The following is a 14,425-nucleotide window of genomic DNA, read 5'->3' as shown; positions in this document are numbered from 1 at the left end:
CGAGCGGGTGGACCGGAGCGCCGGTGGCGACGCCTCCCCGGGCCTTGGTCACCCACGCGCGCGGGCGGGCCGCAGCCGCGCGACGGCGCCGCGCAGCAGGCGCCCGCACGCCCACACCCACGCGCGTGGCGGCGGCGATCGCGTCGCGTCTACCGGGCGCCCACCGGGGCTCAAGGGACTGCCGAGCGGGCTGTGGGGAGGGTTCCGGCGGGCGGCGGGATACGGATTTGGGTGAACGGCGGCGGACCGTGTAATGTCTTCATCGCTCGCCCCAATAGCTCAGTCGGCAGAGCGTCTCCATGGTAAGGAGAAGGTCTACGGTTCGATTCCGTATTGGGGCTCTGGTGTGAGAGGTTCCCGTCGCGAGGCGGGACCGATCGCATCAAAGCGGTGTAGCTCAGTCGGTAGAGCAAGCGGCTCATAATCGCTGTGTCACCGGTTCAAGTCCGGTCACCGCTACTGACAGTAGCCGATTGCGGGGTCGGTCCTTCGATCGGCTACTCTTTCTTGCGTTAAATCAGTCCACCCGTTCGGCATAGGAGCACTCACGTGGCTGCCACCGACGTCCGCCCGAAGATCACGCTGGCCTGCGTGGAGTGCAAGGAGCGGAACTACATCACCAAGAAGAACCGGCGTAACAACCCGGACCGTCTTGAGATGAAGAAGCACTGCCCGCGTTGCAACGCGCACACCGCGCACCGCGAAACGCGATAAACAGGCTCGTCCGTGAGGCCGTCCCCTTCCAAGGGGGCGGCCTCACGGCGTTTCACCGGCTCGGCACCCAGCCCGCCGTACCCACCCCGCCGCGCCGCCCCCGTGCGCGTTCCGCGGCCGGTTTCCCGCTAATTTGGGGCCAGCCACAGCAGACATCAGGAGGTGCCGGGCCATGGCGCTCGACCAGTCCTTCGTGGGACGGACCTACCCGCCCACCGCGCCCTATGAGGTGGGCCGGGAGAAGATCCGCGAGTTCGCCGAGGCGGTGGGTGAGACCAACCCGGTGTACACGGACCCCGAGGCCGCCAAGGCATTCGGTCACTCCGATGTGATCGCCCCGCCGACCTTCGTGTTCTCCATCACGTTCCGTGCCGCCGCCCAGGTCGTCGAGGACCCGCAGCTGGGGCTCGACTACAGCCGCGTGGTGCACGGGGACCAGAAGTTCGCCTACGCCCGCCCGGTGCGCGCCGGCGACCGGCTCACGGTCACCTCCACGATCGAGGCGATCAAGTCCCTCGCGGGCAACGACGTCCTGGACATCCGCGGTGAGGTGCACGACGAGGCCGGCGAGCACGTCGTGACCGCCTGGACCAAGCTCGTGGCCCGCGCGGCCGAGGAGGCGTGAGAACCCGATGACGGCGAAGATCGCCTACGACGAGATCGAGGTCGGCACCGTGCTGCCGGCGCAGACCTTCCCCGTGACCCGCGCCACGCTCGTGCGCTACGCGGGCGCCTCCGGGGACTTCAACCCGATCCACTGGAACGAGAAGTTCGCCAAGGAGGTGGGCCTGCCGGACGTCATCGCGCACGGCATGTTCACCATGGCCGAGGCGATCCGCGTGGTCACCGACTGGGTCGGCGACCCGGGTGCGGTCGTCGAGTACGGCGTCCGCTTCACCAAGCCCGTCGTCGTCCCCAACGACGACCAGGGCGCCCTGATCGAGGTCAGCGGCAAGGTCGGGGCCAAGCTGGACGACAACACCGTACGGGTGGACCTGACGGCGATGAGCGCCGGCCAGAAGGTGCTGGGCATGTCCCGGGCGGTCGTACGGCTCGCCTGACGTGCCAAAGCGGTGCGTGTGAGGGGCGTCCTCCTTCGCGGGGCGCCCCTTACGCATGGGCGGGGTGCCCCTTGCGCATGCCGTTCCTCACGCACACCCCCCGCCTTGACGAAGTTAGTGATTGAGTACTAACTTTCCCGCATGCCCAGGATGAGCGCAGAGGAGCGACGCGAGAGCGTCATCCGCGCGGCGACCGCCGAGTTCGCGCGCGGCGGGTACCACGGCACCTCCACGGAGGCCATCGCCAGGCGGGTCGGTGTCTCGCAGCCGTACCTCTTCCGGCTCTTCCCGGGCAAGAAGGCGATCTTCCTGGCGGCGGCCGAACGCTGCGTGGACGACACCATCCGGACCTTCGAGGAGGCCTCGGAGGGGCTGCGGGGCGAGGAGGCCCTGCACGCCATGGCGAACGCGTACACCAAGGTCATCGCGGAGCGGCCCGAGTGGCTGATCATGCAGATGCAGATGTACATCGCCGTGGCCGCCGCGGAGCAGGAGGGTGACCGGGAGTTCGGCGAGAGCGTACGGGCCGGCTGGATGCGGCTGTGGGACACCGTGCGGCTCGCGCTCGGCGCGGACGTCGACGAGACGACCGCCTTCCTGGCTCACGGGATGCTCATCAACTGCCTGGTGGCCATGGGGTTTCCGCCCGAGCACCGGGTGTGGGAGGGGCTCTATCCGTCGGCCCGGGTCACGGGCCGCCTGGAGGTGTAGGGGCCTGGCCCCGTCGCCTCGGCGGGCACTGGCATGCCCAAGAAAGTTAGTCAGCAATAACTAACTAAGATCCCTGGGGGAAGCGATGGCACAGCAGACAGCACCACCCGGCACCACCACCCCGTCGCGCGCGAGCGCGGTATGGGCCCTCGTCATCACGAGCGTCGCCGGATTCATGGCGTCCCTGGACAACCTCGTCGTCACCACCGCCCTGCCCTCCATCCGTGAGGACCTCGGCGGGGCGCTGGACGACCTGGAGTGGACCGTGAGCGCGTACACGCTCACCTTCGCCGTCCTGCTGATGTTCGGCGCCGCGCTCGGCGACCGCTTCGGACGCCGGCGGATGTTCATCGCCGGACTCGCCGTCTTCACCGGCGCGTCCGCCGCCGCGGCCATGGCGCCCGGCATCGACTCCCTGATCGCCGCCCGCGCGGTGCAGGGCGTCGGCGCGGCCGTGATGCTGCCGCTCACGCTGACCCTGCTCACGGCGGCCGTGCCCGCGGCCAGGCGCGGGACGGTGTACGGCATCTGGGGCGCGGTGAACGGACTGGCCGTCGCCTCCGGGCCGCTGATCGGCGGCAGCCTCACCGAGCACGTCTCCTGGCACTGGATCTTCTGGCTGAACGTCCCCCTGGGCCTCGCCGCGCTGCCGCTCGCCCGGCTGCGCCTCGCCGAGTCCCGCGGCACCGGCGCCCGCCTCGACCTTCCCGGCACGCTCCTCGCCAGCGGCGGGCTCTTCGGGATCGTCTACGGCCTGGTCCGCGGGCCCGCCGACGGCTGGACCGACTCCGTGGTGCTGACCGCGCTCGGCGCGGGCGGGGCGCTGCTCGCGGGCTTCGTCGGCTACAGCTCCCGCACGGCGCACCCGATGCTGCCCATGCGGCTGTTCCGTTCCCGGGCCTTCTCCGGGATCAACGCGGCCAGCCTGCTGATGTTCGTCGGCATGTTCGGGTCGATCTTCCTGCTCAGCCAGTACATGCAGGGCGTCCTCGGCTACTCGCCCACCGAGGCGGGGCTGAGGATGCTGCCGTGGACCGGCATGCCGATGCTCGTCGCGCCCGTCGCCGGGCTCCTCTCCGACCGGATCGGCGGCCGGCCGGTCGTCGCCGCGGGCCTGTTCCTCCAGGCCGCCGGGCTCGGCTACATGTCCTGGGTGGTCACCACGGACGCCTCCTACGCCGTCCAGCTGCCCGGTCTCATCGTCAGCGGCGTCGGCATGGCCCTGTACTTCGCGCCGGCCGCCAGCCTGGTCATGTCCGGCGTCCGTCCGCAGGAGCAGGGGATCGCCTCCGGCGCGAACAACGCGCTGCGCGAGGTGGGCGGCGCGCTCGGCATCGCGGTGATGTCGTCGATCTTCTCCGCGCGGGGCGGTTACGAGTCCGCGCAGAGCTTCGTGGACGGTCTGCGGCCGGCCCTGGTCACCGGCTCCGCGGTGGTCGTCCTCGCCGCGGTCGCGGCCCTGGTGATCCCCGGCCGCGAAAGCGCCGTCCTCGCGGCCGGGGAGGCGCCCGCGCCGGTCCTCGAAACCGCCTCCCGCTGACCCGCCACCCCCGCGCAAGGAGCCCGCGATGCCCACGCTCCCCCGGACCGTGCCGAACTCCCCGCCGGCCGGCGCCGAGGCGCGCGTCTTCGCCTCGCGCTTCGGGATCCGCACCCTGGGGGGCGCCCTCCGCTTCCTCGTCCGCACACCGGCCGTCCGGCGGCAGGGCGGCCGCGCGCCCGGCGCCTACGGGGCCACCCTCGGGGCGCAGCCCCTGCGGCGGACCTTCTGGACCCTGTCCGCCTGGGAGTCGGCCGCCGCACTCAAGGAGTTCGCCCGCTCCGGAGCCCACCGGCGCCCACCGGCCGACGTCCCGGGCCGTGGCGGACCAGATGCGGGACGTCCGGTTCGCCACGTGGCGGGCCTCCGCCGGTGAACTCCCGGTGAGCTGCGAGGAAGCGACGCGGCGACTGGCGTAGCCGCCGGGACGGCACCGCACGCGCGCGTGGACCCACGGCCCGCAGGAAGGCCCACGCGCGCGTGCGTGCTGTTTCCGGGCACGGCGACGCGTGTGCACACGGCGGCGGAGCGGGGGAGGGGCCTGCACGCGCGCGTGCCGCGTTCCCCGCCCTCCTGCCGGCGCGGCCCCCGCCGACCCGTCTCGTAGTCTTGGGCCCGTGCAGGTACTCCACGACGCCCCCCTTGCTCCGCTGACCACCTTCCGGCTGGGTGGTCCCGCGACGCGGCTGGTGACCGCCGCCACCGACGCCGAGGTGATCGCCGCCGTCCGCGAGGCCGACGACAGCGGCACCCCGCTGCTGGTCATCGGCGGCGGATCGAACCTGGTCATCGGCGACAAGGGCTTCGACGGCACCGCACTGCGCATCGCCACGCGCGGGGTCGAGCTACGCGGCACCACCCTGGAGCTCGCGGCCGGCGAGGTGTGGACCGACGCCGTCGCCCGCACCGTGGAGGCCGGGCTCGCCGGGATCGAGTGCCTGGCCGGCATCCCCGGATCCGCGGGCGCCACGCCGATCCAGAACGTGGGCGCCTACGGCCAGGAGGTCTCCTCGACGATCACCGAGGTGATCGCCTACGACCGGCGGGCCGGCGAGACCGTCACGCTGACGAACGAGGAGTGCGCCTTCTCGTACCGCCACAGCCGCTTCAAGGCCGACTCCGAGCGCTACGTCGTGCTCCGGGTCCGCTTCGAGCTGGAGGACGCGGGCGGGCTGTCCGCGCCGGTCAAGTACGCCGAGACGGCCCGAGCCCTCGGGGTGGAGCCCGGGGACCGGGTGCCGCTGGCCGACGCCAGGGAGACCGTGCTGAAGCTGCGCGCCGGCAAGGGCATGGTCCTCGACCCCGAGGACCACGACACCTGGTCGGCCGGCTCCTTCTTCACCAACCCGATCCTCACCGAGGAGCAGTTCGCCGCGTTCCACGCGCGCGTGCGCGAACGGCTGGGCGAGGACGTCGAGCCGCCCGCCTACCCGGCGGGGGAGGGCCGTACGAAGACCTCCGCGGCCTGGCTGATCGACAAGGCGGGCTTCACCAAGGGCTACGGCACCGGCCCCGCCCGCATCTCCACCAAGCACACCCTCGCGCTCACCAACCGGGGCGGCGCCACCACGGAGGACCTGCTCGCCCTGGCCCGCGAGGTGGTCGCCGGCGTCCGCGAGGCGTTCGGGGTCACCCTGGTCAACGAGCCGGTGACCGTCGGCGTCAGCCTCTAGGAGCGGGGTTCCGAGAGGCTCTGCGGCGGCTCCGGGAGCTTTCAGGGAGCGGCTCCCGGACAGCACGGGGTCAGTAAGCCACCCCGACCCCCTGCTTCAGGGTCTCCCTCGCGTCGATCATCGACAGCATCGCGTGCGCGACGTCCGCGCGCGCGATGAAGCGACCCCGGGGCGGGAAGCCGCCGACGACGGTGCGGTAGCGGCCGGTGAGCGGCTTGTCCTGGAGCCGGGGCGGCCGTACGGACGTCCAGTCGGTGCCGCTGCGGGCCAGCTCGGCCTCCATCTCGCGCAGGTCGGCGTAGACGTCCTTGAGGATCGCCGACACCAGGTGCCGCACCCCTCGGTCCAGGGGGCCGTCGTGCGCCGGGGCCGGGCCGACCGGCGCGGCGCTCACCACCAGCAGCCGGCGTACACCCTCCGCCTCCATGGCGGCCAGGACCGTACGGGTCAGCCGGGCGGCCACCCCGGCGTCCTTGCGGCTGCGCGCGCCCAGGCCCGACAGGACGGCGTCCCGGCCCCGCACCGCGGGCCGCAGTTCCTCAGGACCGGTCAGGCCGCTGCGGACGACCTCCAGACGGTCGCCGGTGACGGCGAGCCGGGCCGGGTCCCGTACGACCGCGGTGACCTCGTGACCGGCGTTCAGGGCCTGGCCGACCAGCTCCCGGCCGATCCCTCCCGTGGCGCCGAAGACAGTGAGCTTCATGGTGACGTCCGACTCCCCTCGTCCGCGGACGTGGTGGGTGAGTGCTCACTCACCACATGCCGCCTCTAGGGTGGGTAAACACTCACCCGCCCGTCAAGCCCCGATCGGAGCCCCATGGAGACGAAGCCGGCGCGTGTGCGCATCCTCGACGCGGCCCACGAACTCATGCTCACGGTCGGACTCGCCCGCGCCACCACCAAGGAGATCGCCCGCGCGGCCGGCTGCTCCGAAGCGGCCCTCTACAAGTACTTCGACAGCAAGGAGGAGCTGTTCGTACGGGTCCTCACCGAGCGCCTGCCCCGCCTCACCCCGCTGCTCAGCGGCCTCGCCGCCGCACCGGGCCGGGGCACGCTCGCGGGGAACCTCACCGAGATCGCCCGCCAGGCCGCCCTCTTCTACGAGCAGAGCTTCCCGATCGCCGCCTCCCTGTACGCCGAGACCCAGCTCAAACGCCGTCACGACGAGGCGCTGCGCGCGATCGGCTCCGGCCCGCACCTGCCCATCGAGGGCCTGGACGCCTACCTGCGCGCCGAACAGGCCGCCGGCCGCGTCCGTGCCGACGCCGACACCTACGCCGCCGCCTCACTCCTCCTCGGCGCCTGCGCCCAGCGCGCGTTCGCCTACGACGCCACCGAGACCCGCGAACGCCCGCCCGTCGACGAGTTCGCCGCCCGCCTGGCGGCGACCCTGGTGGGCGGAATCTCCGTTGCGGACACGCCGGACGACCCACGACCCTGACGCCATGAGGCACCGCGCATGAGGCGTCCCCCATGCGGCTGAGGCTGCGCGAGTTCCGGCCCCGCACCGGACCGCACGAGCACCGGATCGTCCGGCCCCGGCACACCCTGCGCCACACCTCGCTGCGCGCCCCCGACCCCGTCGGCACGCTGCTCGGCGACCACGACGGGCTGAACCGGCTCGCCGGCCTGTTCTCCTTCGCCGCCCGCTCCCCGCACACCGTCGTCCACGTGCCGCTGCGCGACGGCGTCCCGCCCGACGAGGGCGTCGGCGAGCTGGTCGACCTCGTCCTCGTCCACGAACGCCTCGGCCCGCGCCCCAGCCAGTGGCCCGAACTGCGCCGCAGACCACGCCAGGGCGCGCCCCTGACCGTCCGCACCGACGAGGCCCGCACCGCGCGGGACGCCGCCGCCTGGAGCGGGCGCCGGGACCGGGCGGACTTCCGGGGCGACCTGCGGCACGCCACGCACGCGCGTACCTTCTTCCTCTTCGGTCACCGGCAGGCGTTCGCCGAGACGGCCACCCGCTTCGCGGACGCGGCGGGCCGGGGGCCGTACCACAACCGTGCCGGCGAAGGGCGTATGGCGTACCTGGGGTCGTTCCTGCCCCTGGCCGATCCGCCCGGCGGCGGGCACCCCGTCGAGGTGATGGTCTCCTCCAAGCCCTGTCCGCCGTACGCCCACTTCAGGCCGCCGGGCGCGCCAGCCAGTCGTCCACGCCGGCCAGCAGCCGCTTCTTGACCTCTTCCGGGGCGGCCGACCCGCGCACCGACTGCCGGGCCAGCTCCGCGAGTTCGGCGTCCGTGAAGCCGTGGGCGTGGCGGGCGATCTCGTACTGGGCGGCCAGCCGGGAGCCGAACAGCAGCGGGTCGTCGGCGCCCAGCGCCATCGGGACGCCCGCCTCGAAGAGCGTGCGCAACGGCACGTCCTCCGGCTTCTCGTACACGCCGAGCGCCACGTTCGACGCCGGGCACACCTCACAGGTCACGCCCCGGTCGGCCAGCCGCTTCAGCAGCCGGGGGTCCTCCGCCGCCCGCACCCCGTGCCCGATCCGCGTGGCGTCCAGGTCGTCCAGGCAGTCCCGGACCGACGCCGGGCCGGTCAGCTCGCCGCCGTGCGGGGCCGACAGCAGACCGCCCTCCCGCGCGATGTGGAAGGCCCGGTCGAAGTCCCGCGCCATGCCCCGCCGCTCGTCGTTGGAGAGCCCGAAGCCGACCACACCCCGGTCCGCGTAGCGCACCGCCAGCCGGGCCAGCGTGCGCGCGTCCAGCGGGTGCTTCATCCGGTTCGCGGCCACCAGCACCCGCATGCCGAGCCCGGTCTTCCGCGAGGTCGTGTCCACCGCGTCCAGGATGATCTCCAGGGCCGGGATCAGACCGCCCAGCCGGGGCGCGTACGACGTCGGGTCCACCTGGATCTCCAGCCAGCCCGAGCCGTCCGCCAGATCCTCCTCGGCGGCCTCCCGGACCAGGCGCTGGATGTCCTCGGGCTCGCGCACACAGGAGCGCGCGGCGTCGTACAGCCGCTGGAAACGGAACCAGCCCCGCTCGTCCGTGGCCCGCAGTCTCGGCGGTTCCCCGCTGGTCAGCGCCTCCGTCAGCGCGTCGGGCAGCCGGATGCCGTACTTGTCGGCCAGTTCCAGGACGGTGCCCGGTCGCATCGAGCCGGTGAAGTGCAGGTGCAGATGGGCTTTCGGCAGCCCAGAGAGATCACGTACACGCTCCATTCCCAGATCCTGCCGTATGTCCCCGCTGTCCCGGTAGCCGTTTCCCCTCACGTGCTCTTGCTCGCACAAACGAACAGGGGCACCTCCGGGAATCCGTAGGTGCCCCTGTCCAGAAATGGACGACTCAGTCCCTGGCCTCCGCCAGCAGCTTCTGGATGCGACTCACGCCCTCGACGAGGTCCTCGTCACCGAGCGCGTACGACAGCCGCAGATAGCCCGGCGTGCCGAAGGCCTCGCCCGGGACGACCGCGACCTCGGCCTCCTCCAGGATCAGCGCGGCCAGCTCGACGGTGTCCTTCGGGCGCTTGCCGCGGATCTCCTTGCCGAGCAGCGCCTTGACCGACGGGTAGGCGTAGAAGGCGCCCTCCGGCTCCGGGCAGAGCACGCCGTCGATCTCGTTGAGCATCCGCACGATGGTCTTGCGGCGCCGGTCGAAGGCCTCGCGCATCGTCGCCACGGCGTCGAGGTCACCGGAGACGGCGGCCAGCGCGGCCACCTGGGCGACGTTGGAGACGTTCGAGGTGGCGTGCGACTGGAGGTTCGTCGCGGCCTTGACCACGTCCTTCGGGCCGATGACCCAGCCCACGCGCCAGCCGGTCATGGCGTACGTCTTCGCCACGCCGTTGACCACGATGCACTTGTCGCGCAGCTCGGGGAAGAGCCCCGCCAGGGACACGGCGGCGGCCTCGCCGTAGACCAGGTGCTCGTAGATCTCGTCGGTGAGCACCCACAGGCCGTGCTCGACGGCCCAGCGGCCGATCGCCTCGGTCTCGGTCTCGGAGTACACCGCGCCGGTCGGGTTGGACGGGGAGACGAAGAGGACCACCTTCGTCTTCTCCGTGCGTGCCGCCTCCAGCTGCTCCACCGTGACGCGGTAGCCGGTCGTCTCGTCGGCGACGACCTCGACCGGGACACCGCCGGCCAGGCGGATCGACTCCGGGTACGTCGTCCAGTACGGCGCGGGGACGATGACCTCGTCGCCCGGGTCGAGGATCGCGGCGAACGCCTCGTAGATGGCCTGCTTGCCACCGTTGGTGACCAGGATCTGCGAGACGTCGGGCTCCCAGCCGGAGTCGCGCAGCGTCTTCGCGGCGATGGCGGCCTTCAGCTCGGGGAGGCCGCCGGCCGGGGTGTAGCGGTGGTACTTGGGGTTCTTGCAGGCCTCGACGGCCGCCTCGACGATGTAGTCCGGGGTCGGGAAGTCGGGCTCACCGGCGCCGAAGCCGATCACCGGACGCCCGGCGGCCTTCAGGGCCTTGGCCTTGGCGTCCACGGCGAGGGTGGCGGACTCGGAGATCGCGCCGACTCGGGCGGAGACCCGGCGCTCGGTGGGAGGGGTTGCAGCGCTCATGCGGCCCATCGTTCCAGACCGGAAATGACCCCGGCACACGGGTTTCACAGACTGAACAGGAAGGGTCGAGGCGTGAACACGGGTCCGAATCCGGGCCCCGGCCAGGACGATCTTTGGTCACACGGCCCCGTACGGGCACTTTCTGTTCGACGCCGGGGCCCGGACCACGTACACTCTCACCTCGTTGGCCTTCAGCAGCCGCCGCCGAGCCGGTGCACACCGGGCACCCGGTCGGATGCGGTACGTTGGGGGACACACAAAGGGTCGTAGCTCAATTGGTAGAGCACCGGTCTCCAAAACCGGCGGTTGGGGGTTCAAGTCCCTCCGGCCCTGCTACACACACCGCCAGGATGTGTGCGCATGTACGTACAGCAATGCACCGCCGTGCGGCTCAGAAACCGGGCGCGGCACGGCCACGACCCGGGATCAGGTGAGGACAATGACGGACGCCGTGGGCTCCATCGACACGCCTGATGCCCAGGACGAGGTGTCCGAGTCCAAGAAGAGGGCTCGCAAGGGCGGCAAGCGCGCCAAGAAGGGCCCGCTCAAGCGCCTGGCCACCTTCTACCGACAGATCATCGCGGAGCTCCGCAAGGTCGTCTGGCCCTCGCGCAACCAGCTCACCTCGTACACCACCGTGGTGATCTTCTTCGTCGCCATCATGATCGCCCTGGTGACCGTGATTGACTATGGGCTCAACCACGCGGCCAAGTACGTCTTCGGCTGAGCCAAGAGCGAAGGGCGCCGTGGTACCGGCGCCCGTTTTCGCATGTTCCACCCCTATGTATCCAGGAAGAAGCAGCCATCGTGTCTGACCCGAACCTGAACGACGACGCCACCGAGCCCCGAGGGCTGGCTGCCGAGACGGTGGACGACGAGCTCGACATCGTCGAGGGCGCGGACGAGCAGGACGAGTTCGAGGCTGCCGAGGCCGAGGCGGGTGAGCCGGCCGAGGAGGCCGCCCTGCACGCCGAGGACGAGGACGAAGAGGCCGACGAGGCCGACGAGGAGGCCGCCGTCGCGGAGGCCGCCGAGGAAGGGCCCGCCGCTCCGGTGGACCCGGTCGAGGCCCTGCGCGAGGAACTGCGCACCCTGCCCGGCGAGTGGTACGTCATCCACACCTACGCCGGCTACGAGAACCGCGTGAAGACCAACCTGGAGCAGCGCGCCGTCTCGCTGAACGTCGAGGACTACATCTTCCAGGCCGAGGTGCCGCAGGAGGAGGTCGTCCAGATCAAGAACGGCGACCGCAAGACGATCAAGCAGAACAAGCTGCCGGGTTACGTCCTGGTCCGCATGGACCTGACGAACGAGTCCTGGGGCGTCGTCCGCAACACCCCGGGTGTCACCGGCTTCGTCGGCAACGCCTACGACCCGTACCCGCTGACCCTGGACGAGATCGTCAAGATGCTCGCCCCGGAGGCCGAGGAGAAGGCCGCTCGCGAGGCCGCCGAGGCCGAGGGCAAGCCCGCCCCGCAGCGCAAGGTCGAGGTCCAGGTGCTGGACTTCGAGGTCGGCGACTCGGTCACCGTCACGGACGGCCCGTTCGCCACGCTTCAGGCGACCATCAACGAGATCAACCCCGACTCGAAGAAGGTCAAGGGCCTGGTGGAGATCTTCGGCCGCGAGACGCCGGTCGAGCTCTCCTTCGACCAGATCCAGAAGAACTAGTCCATTTCTGGACGTACCGCTTCCGTGCAGGTCAGGCGGGCTGGTTCAGCCCTCCTGACCTGCACGGTTTTTGGCCGCGCATCTATACCCGTTATCGTTGTGCGGTATGCCTGCATCCGGGTGGTCCCCGGAGGCGGGCAGGACCCGAACCGAAAGGACCCGGAGAGCTATGCCTCCCAAGAAGAAGAAGGTCACGGGGCTCATCAAGCTCCAGATCCAGGCCGGCGCCGCCAACCCGGCTCCGCCGGTCGGCCCGGCGCTGGGTCAGCACGGCGTCAACATCATGGAGTTCTGCAAGGCCTACAACGCCGCGACCGAGTCGCAGCGCGGTTGGGTCATCCCGGTGGAGATCACGGTCTACGAGGACCGCTCCTTCACCTTCATCACCAAGACGCCGCCGGCCGCGAAGATGATCCTCAAGGCCGCGGGCATCGAGAAGGGCTCCGGCGAGCCGCACAAGACCAAGGTCGCCAAGATCACCGAGGCGCAGGTCCGCGAGATCGCCCAGACCAAGATGGCCGACCTGAACGCGAACGACCTGGACGCCGCCGCGAAGATCATCGCCGGTACCGCGCGTTCCATGGGCGTCACGGTCGAGGGCTGACCCCAACCCCCCAGTAGTCATGCGGCCGTAGCCGGTCGCACGTGGCAGGGCCTGCTCGGCCCAGGGACCACGACTCCTTCAGAACACACAGGAGCAAGTTGTGAGCAAGCGCAGCAAGGCTCTCCGCGCTGCGGACGCCAAGGTCGACCGGGAGAAGCTGTACGCCCCGCTCGAGGCCGTCCGTCTGGCCAAGGAGACCTCCACGACCAAGTTCGACGCGACCGTCGAGGTGGCCTTCCGTCTGGGTGTCGACCCGCGCAAGGCCGACCAGATGGTCCGTGGCACCGTGAACCTTCCGCACGGCACCGGCAAGACCGCCCGGGTCCTGGTCTTCGCGACCGGTGACCGTGCTGCGGCCGCGGAGGCCGCCGGCGCCGACATCGTCGGCTCCGACGAACTGATCGACGAGGTGGCGAAGGGCCGTCTGGACTTCGACGCCGTCGTCGCCACCCCGGACCTCATGGGCAAGGTCGGCCGCCTCGGCCGCGTCCTCGGCCCGCGTGGTCTGATGCCGAACCCGAAGACCGGCACCGTCACCCCCGACGTCGCCAAGGCCGTCACCGACATCAAGGGCGGCAAGATCGAGTTCCGCGTCGACAAGCACTCGAACCTGCACTTCATCATCGGCAAGGCGTCCTTCGACGACTCCAAGCTGGTGGAGAACTACGGCGCCGCGCTGGAGGAGATCCTCCGTCTGAAGCCGTCCGCCGCCAAGGGCCGCTACATCAAGAAGGCCGCGGTCAGCACCACCATGGGCCCCGGCATCCCGGTCGACCCGAACCGCACCCGCAACCTCCTCGTCGAGGAGGACCCGGCCGCCGTCTGAGCCCGTAGCTCAGCCCGGTAGCCGCGTCAGGTACGCGTGAAGAAGAGGGCGGGCCCTGGAACCTTCGAGGTTCCGGGCCCGTCCTTTCTTTGTGCGACTTTTCGCACGACTGTCAGTGGCCTGGCATACCGTGCAGGCACAGGACACGCATCAGGGGTGGGAGCAGATGATGAGCACGACCGTGCGCCGGGTGGCCCTTTCCGCAGCCGTGGTGGCCGCCCTGACCGGAGTGGCCGCGTGCGGCTCCTCCGACTCCGGCAAGGACGGCGGTGACAAGGCGGCCGGCAAGACCGCGGCGCACGTCAGCCCCATCGCCGCCCTGCGCTCCGCCGAGAAGTCCACCGACAAGGCCGACTCCGCCAAGGTGCGCTCCACCACGTCCATCGGCGACCTCATGTCGATGACCGCGAACGGCGCCCTCACCTGGGGCGACGGCCTCAAGGGCAACCTCACCATCACCTACACCGGCGGCCAGATGGCCGAGCTGATGAAGAAGGCCGGCACGCAGTCGATGGAGGCCCGGTACCTGCCGGACGCCTACTACGCGCACATGAGCGACGCCTACGCCCAGCAGGCGGGCGGCGGCAAGCACTGGATCAAGTACTCCTACGACGACCTCGCCAAGCTCGGCGGCGCCTCCGGTTCGTACATGAAGGACCAGATCCAGAACGCCACGCCGAACCAGTCCGTGAAGATGCTGCTGGCCTCCGGTGACGTCAAGAAGGTCGGCGAGGAGACGGTCTCCGGCGTCCACACCACCCACTACTCGGGCACGCTGAACGTCGCCGACCTCGCGGGCAGGACCAGCGACCTCAGCGCCGAGCAGCTGTCGGCCCTGAAGAAGCAGCTCAGCCAGGCCGGCGTCACCACCGACACCGTCGACATCTGGATCAACGACCAGGACCTGCTGGTCAAGAAGACCGAGAAGGCCGACACGGCCAACGGCGCCATGACCAACACCTCCTTCTACAGCGACTACGGCGTGAAGGTGACCGCCGAGGCACCCCCGGCCGGCGACACCAAGGACTTCGCGGACATGCTGAAGTCCGGCGGCACGCTGACGGGCGGCACCGGCACCACCTCCTGACCTCCCTGACCCCGGCGGCCC

General features: G+C 70.9%; 16 protein-coding genes, 3 tRNA genes and 1 pseudogene. 17 read left to right on the top strand and 3 right to left on the bottom strand.

Annotated elements, in window-relative coordinates:
• Positions 1–268 precede the first annotated feature (268 nt).
• From IE294_RS14475 to IE294_RS14435, 9 genes and pseudogenes are all read left to right on the top strand, one after another.
• A tRNA-Thr gene (locus tag IE294_RS14475) sits at positions 269–341 on the top strand.
• 45 nt (positions 342–386) lie between these two features.
• Positions 387–459, top strand: a tRNA-Met gene (locus IE294_RS14470).
• A gap of 90 nt (positions 460–549) precedes the next feature.
• The gene (rpmG, locus tag IE294_RS14465) at positions 550–714 is read left to right on the top strand and encodes a 50S ribosomal protein L33 (protein ID WP_003948671.1); all 165 of its coding nucleotides are present in this window, start codon (positions 550–552) and stop codon (positions 712–714) included.
• Positions 715–886: 172 nt separating this feature from the next.
• Positions 887–1,339 (top strand): MaoC family dehydratase N-terminal domain-containing protein, encoded by a 453-nt coding sequence (locus IE294_RS14460; RefSeq protein ID WP_189885941.1) that lies wholly within the window; start codon positions 887–889, stop codon positions 1,337–1,339.
• Between the two features lie 7 nt (positions 1,340–1,346).
• Entirely contained in the window at positions 1,347–1,775 is a 429-nt protein-coding gene (locus IE294_RS14455; RefSeq protein WP_014674339.1) for a MaoC family dehydratase, read from the top strand.
• Between the two features lie 141 nt (positions 1,776–1,916).
• Positions 1,917–2,486: a TetR/AcrR family transcriptional regulator gene (locus IE294_RS14450; RefSeq protein ID WP_189885939.1), complete on the top strand. Its 570-nt coding sequence runs from the start codon at positions 1,917–1,919 to the stop codon at positions 2,484–2,486.
• Positions 2,487–2,571: 85 nt separating this feature from the next.
• Positions 2,572–4,026: an MFS transporter gene (locus tag IE294_RS14445; RefSeq protein ID WP_189885937.1), complete on the top strand. Its 1,455-nt coding sequence runs from the start codon at positions 2,572–2,574 to the stop codon at positions 4,024–4,026.
• Between the two features lie 28 nt (positions 4,027–4,054).
• A pseudogene (locus IE294_RS14440) lies at positions 4,055–4,445 on the top strand (DUF3291 domain-containing protein).
• 198 nt (positions 4,446–4,643) lie between these two features.
• Positions 4,644–5,699 carry a UDP-N-acetylmuramate dehydrogenase gene (locus tag IE294_RS14435; protein WP_189885935.1) on the top strand — a complete coding sequence of 352 codons (1,056 nt, stop codon included), beginning with the start codon at positions 4,644–4,646 and terminating at the stop codon, positions 5,697–5,699.
• Between the two features lie 70 nt (positions 5,700–5,769).
• Here IE294_RS14435 and IE294_RS14430 read toward each other — a convergent pair whose 3' ends face one another.
• On the bottom strand, positions 5,770–6,402 hold the full coding sequence (locus IE294_RS14430; RefSeq protein ID WP_189885933.1) for an NAD(P)-dependent oxidoreductase: 633 nt from the start codon (positions 6,400–6,402) through the stop codon (positions 5,770–5,772).
• Positions 6,403–6,516: 114 nt separating this feature from the next.
• Here IE294_RS14430 and IE294_RS14425 point away from each other — a divergent pair, with 114 nt between their 5' ends.
• Together IE294_RS14425 and IE294_RS14420 are read left to right on the top strand one after the other, a co-directional pair.
• Entirely contained in the window at positions 6,517–7,140 is a 624-nt protein-coding gene (locus IE294_RS14425; protein ID WP_189885931.1) for a TetR/AcrR family transcriptional regulator, read from the top strand.
• A 32-nt stretch (positions 7,141–7,172) separates the two neighbouring features.
• A complete protein-coding gene (locus IE294_RS14420) occupies positions 7,173–7,880 on the top strand; it encodes a hypothetical protein (RefSeq protein WP_189885929.1) in 708 nt (235 codons plus the stop codon).
• Here the strand turns inward: IE294_RS14420 and IE294_RS14415 are convergent.
• Both IE294_RS14415 and IE294_RS14410 read right to left on the bottom strand, forming a co-directional pair.
• Positions 7,825–8,865 carry an adenosine deaminase gene (locus IE294_RS14415; protein WP_189885927.1) on the bottom strand — a complete coding sequence of 347 codons (1,041 nt, stop codon included), beginning with the start codon at positions 8,863–8,865 and terminating at the stop codon, positions 7,825–7,827. The genes IE294_RS14420 and IE294_RS14415 overlap by 56 nt on opposite strands.
• Before the next feature lie 124 nt (positions 8,866–8,989).
• Positions 8,990–10,216, bottom strand: coding sequence for a pyridoxal phosphate-dependent aminotransferase (locus IE294_RS14410; protein WP_189885925.1), 1,227 nt, complete (start codon positions 10,214–10,216; stop codon positions 8,990–8,992).
• Between the two features lie 260 nt (positions 10,217–10,476).
• Between IE294_RS14410 and IE294_RS14405 the strand changes: the two genes are divergently transcribed.
• From IE294_RS14405 to IE294_RS14380, 6 genes are all read left to right on the top strand, one after another.
• Positions 10,477–10,549: transfer RNA gene (locus IE294_RS14405), tRNA-Trp, on the top strand.
• A 106-nt stretch (positions 10,550–10,655) separates the two neighbouring features.
• Positions 10,656–10,943 carry a preprotein translocase subunit SecE gene (secE, locus tag IE294_RS14400; protein WP_014674349.1) on the top strand — a complete coding sequence of 96 codons (288 nt, stop codon included), beginning with the start codon at positions 10,656–10,658 and terminating at the stop codon, positions 10,941–10,943.
• Positions 10,944–11,023: 80 nt separating this feature from the next.
• Positions 11,024–11,887, top strand: coding sequence for a transcription termination/antitermination protein NusG (gene nusG, locus IE294_RS14395; RefSeq protein WP_189885923.1), 864 nt, complete (start codon positions 11,024–11,026; stop codon positions 11,885–11,887).
• A 169-nt stretch (positions 11,888–12,056) separates the two neighbouring features.
• Entirely contained in the window at positions 12,057–12,491 is a 435-nt protein-coding gene (gene rplK / locus IE294_RS14390) for a 50S ribosomal protein L11 (RefSeq protein WP_014674351.1), read from the top strand.
• A 100-nt stretch (positions 12,492–12,591) separates the two neighbouring features.
• Positions 12,592–13,317, top strand: a complete 726-nt coding sequence (gene rplA / locus IE294_RS14385; protein ID WP_014674352.1) for a 50S ribosomal protein L1 — start codon at positions 12,592–12,594, stop codon at positions 13,315–13,317.
• A 166-nt stretch (positions 13,318–13,483) separates the two neighbouring features.
• Positions 13,484–14,404, top strand: coding sequence for an SCO4651 family lipoprotein (locus tag IE294_RS14380; RefSeq protein ID WP_189885921.1), 921 nt, complete (start codon positions 13,484–13,486; stop codon positions 14,402–14,404).
• The last annotated feature ends 21 nt before the right edge of the window (positions 14,405–14,425 follow it).

This window comes from Streptomyces canarius (assembly GCF_014650735.1).
Classification (GTDB): Bacteria; Actinomycetota; Actinomycetes; order Streptomycetales; family Streptomycetaceae; genus Streptomyces; species Streptomyces olivaceoviridis.
Note: the sequence above shows the minus strand (reverse complement) of the source record. Positions and strands in the feature narration are given on the sequence as shown.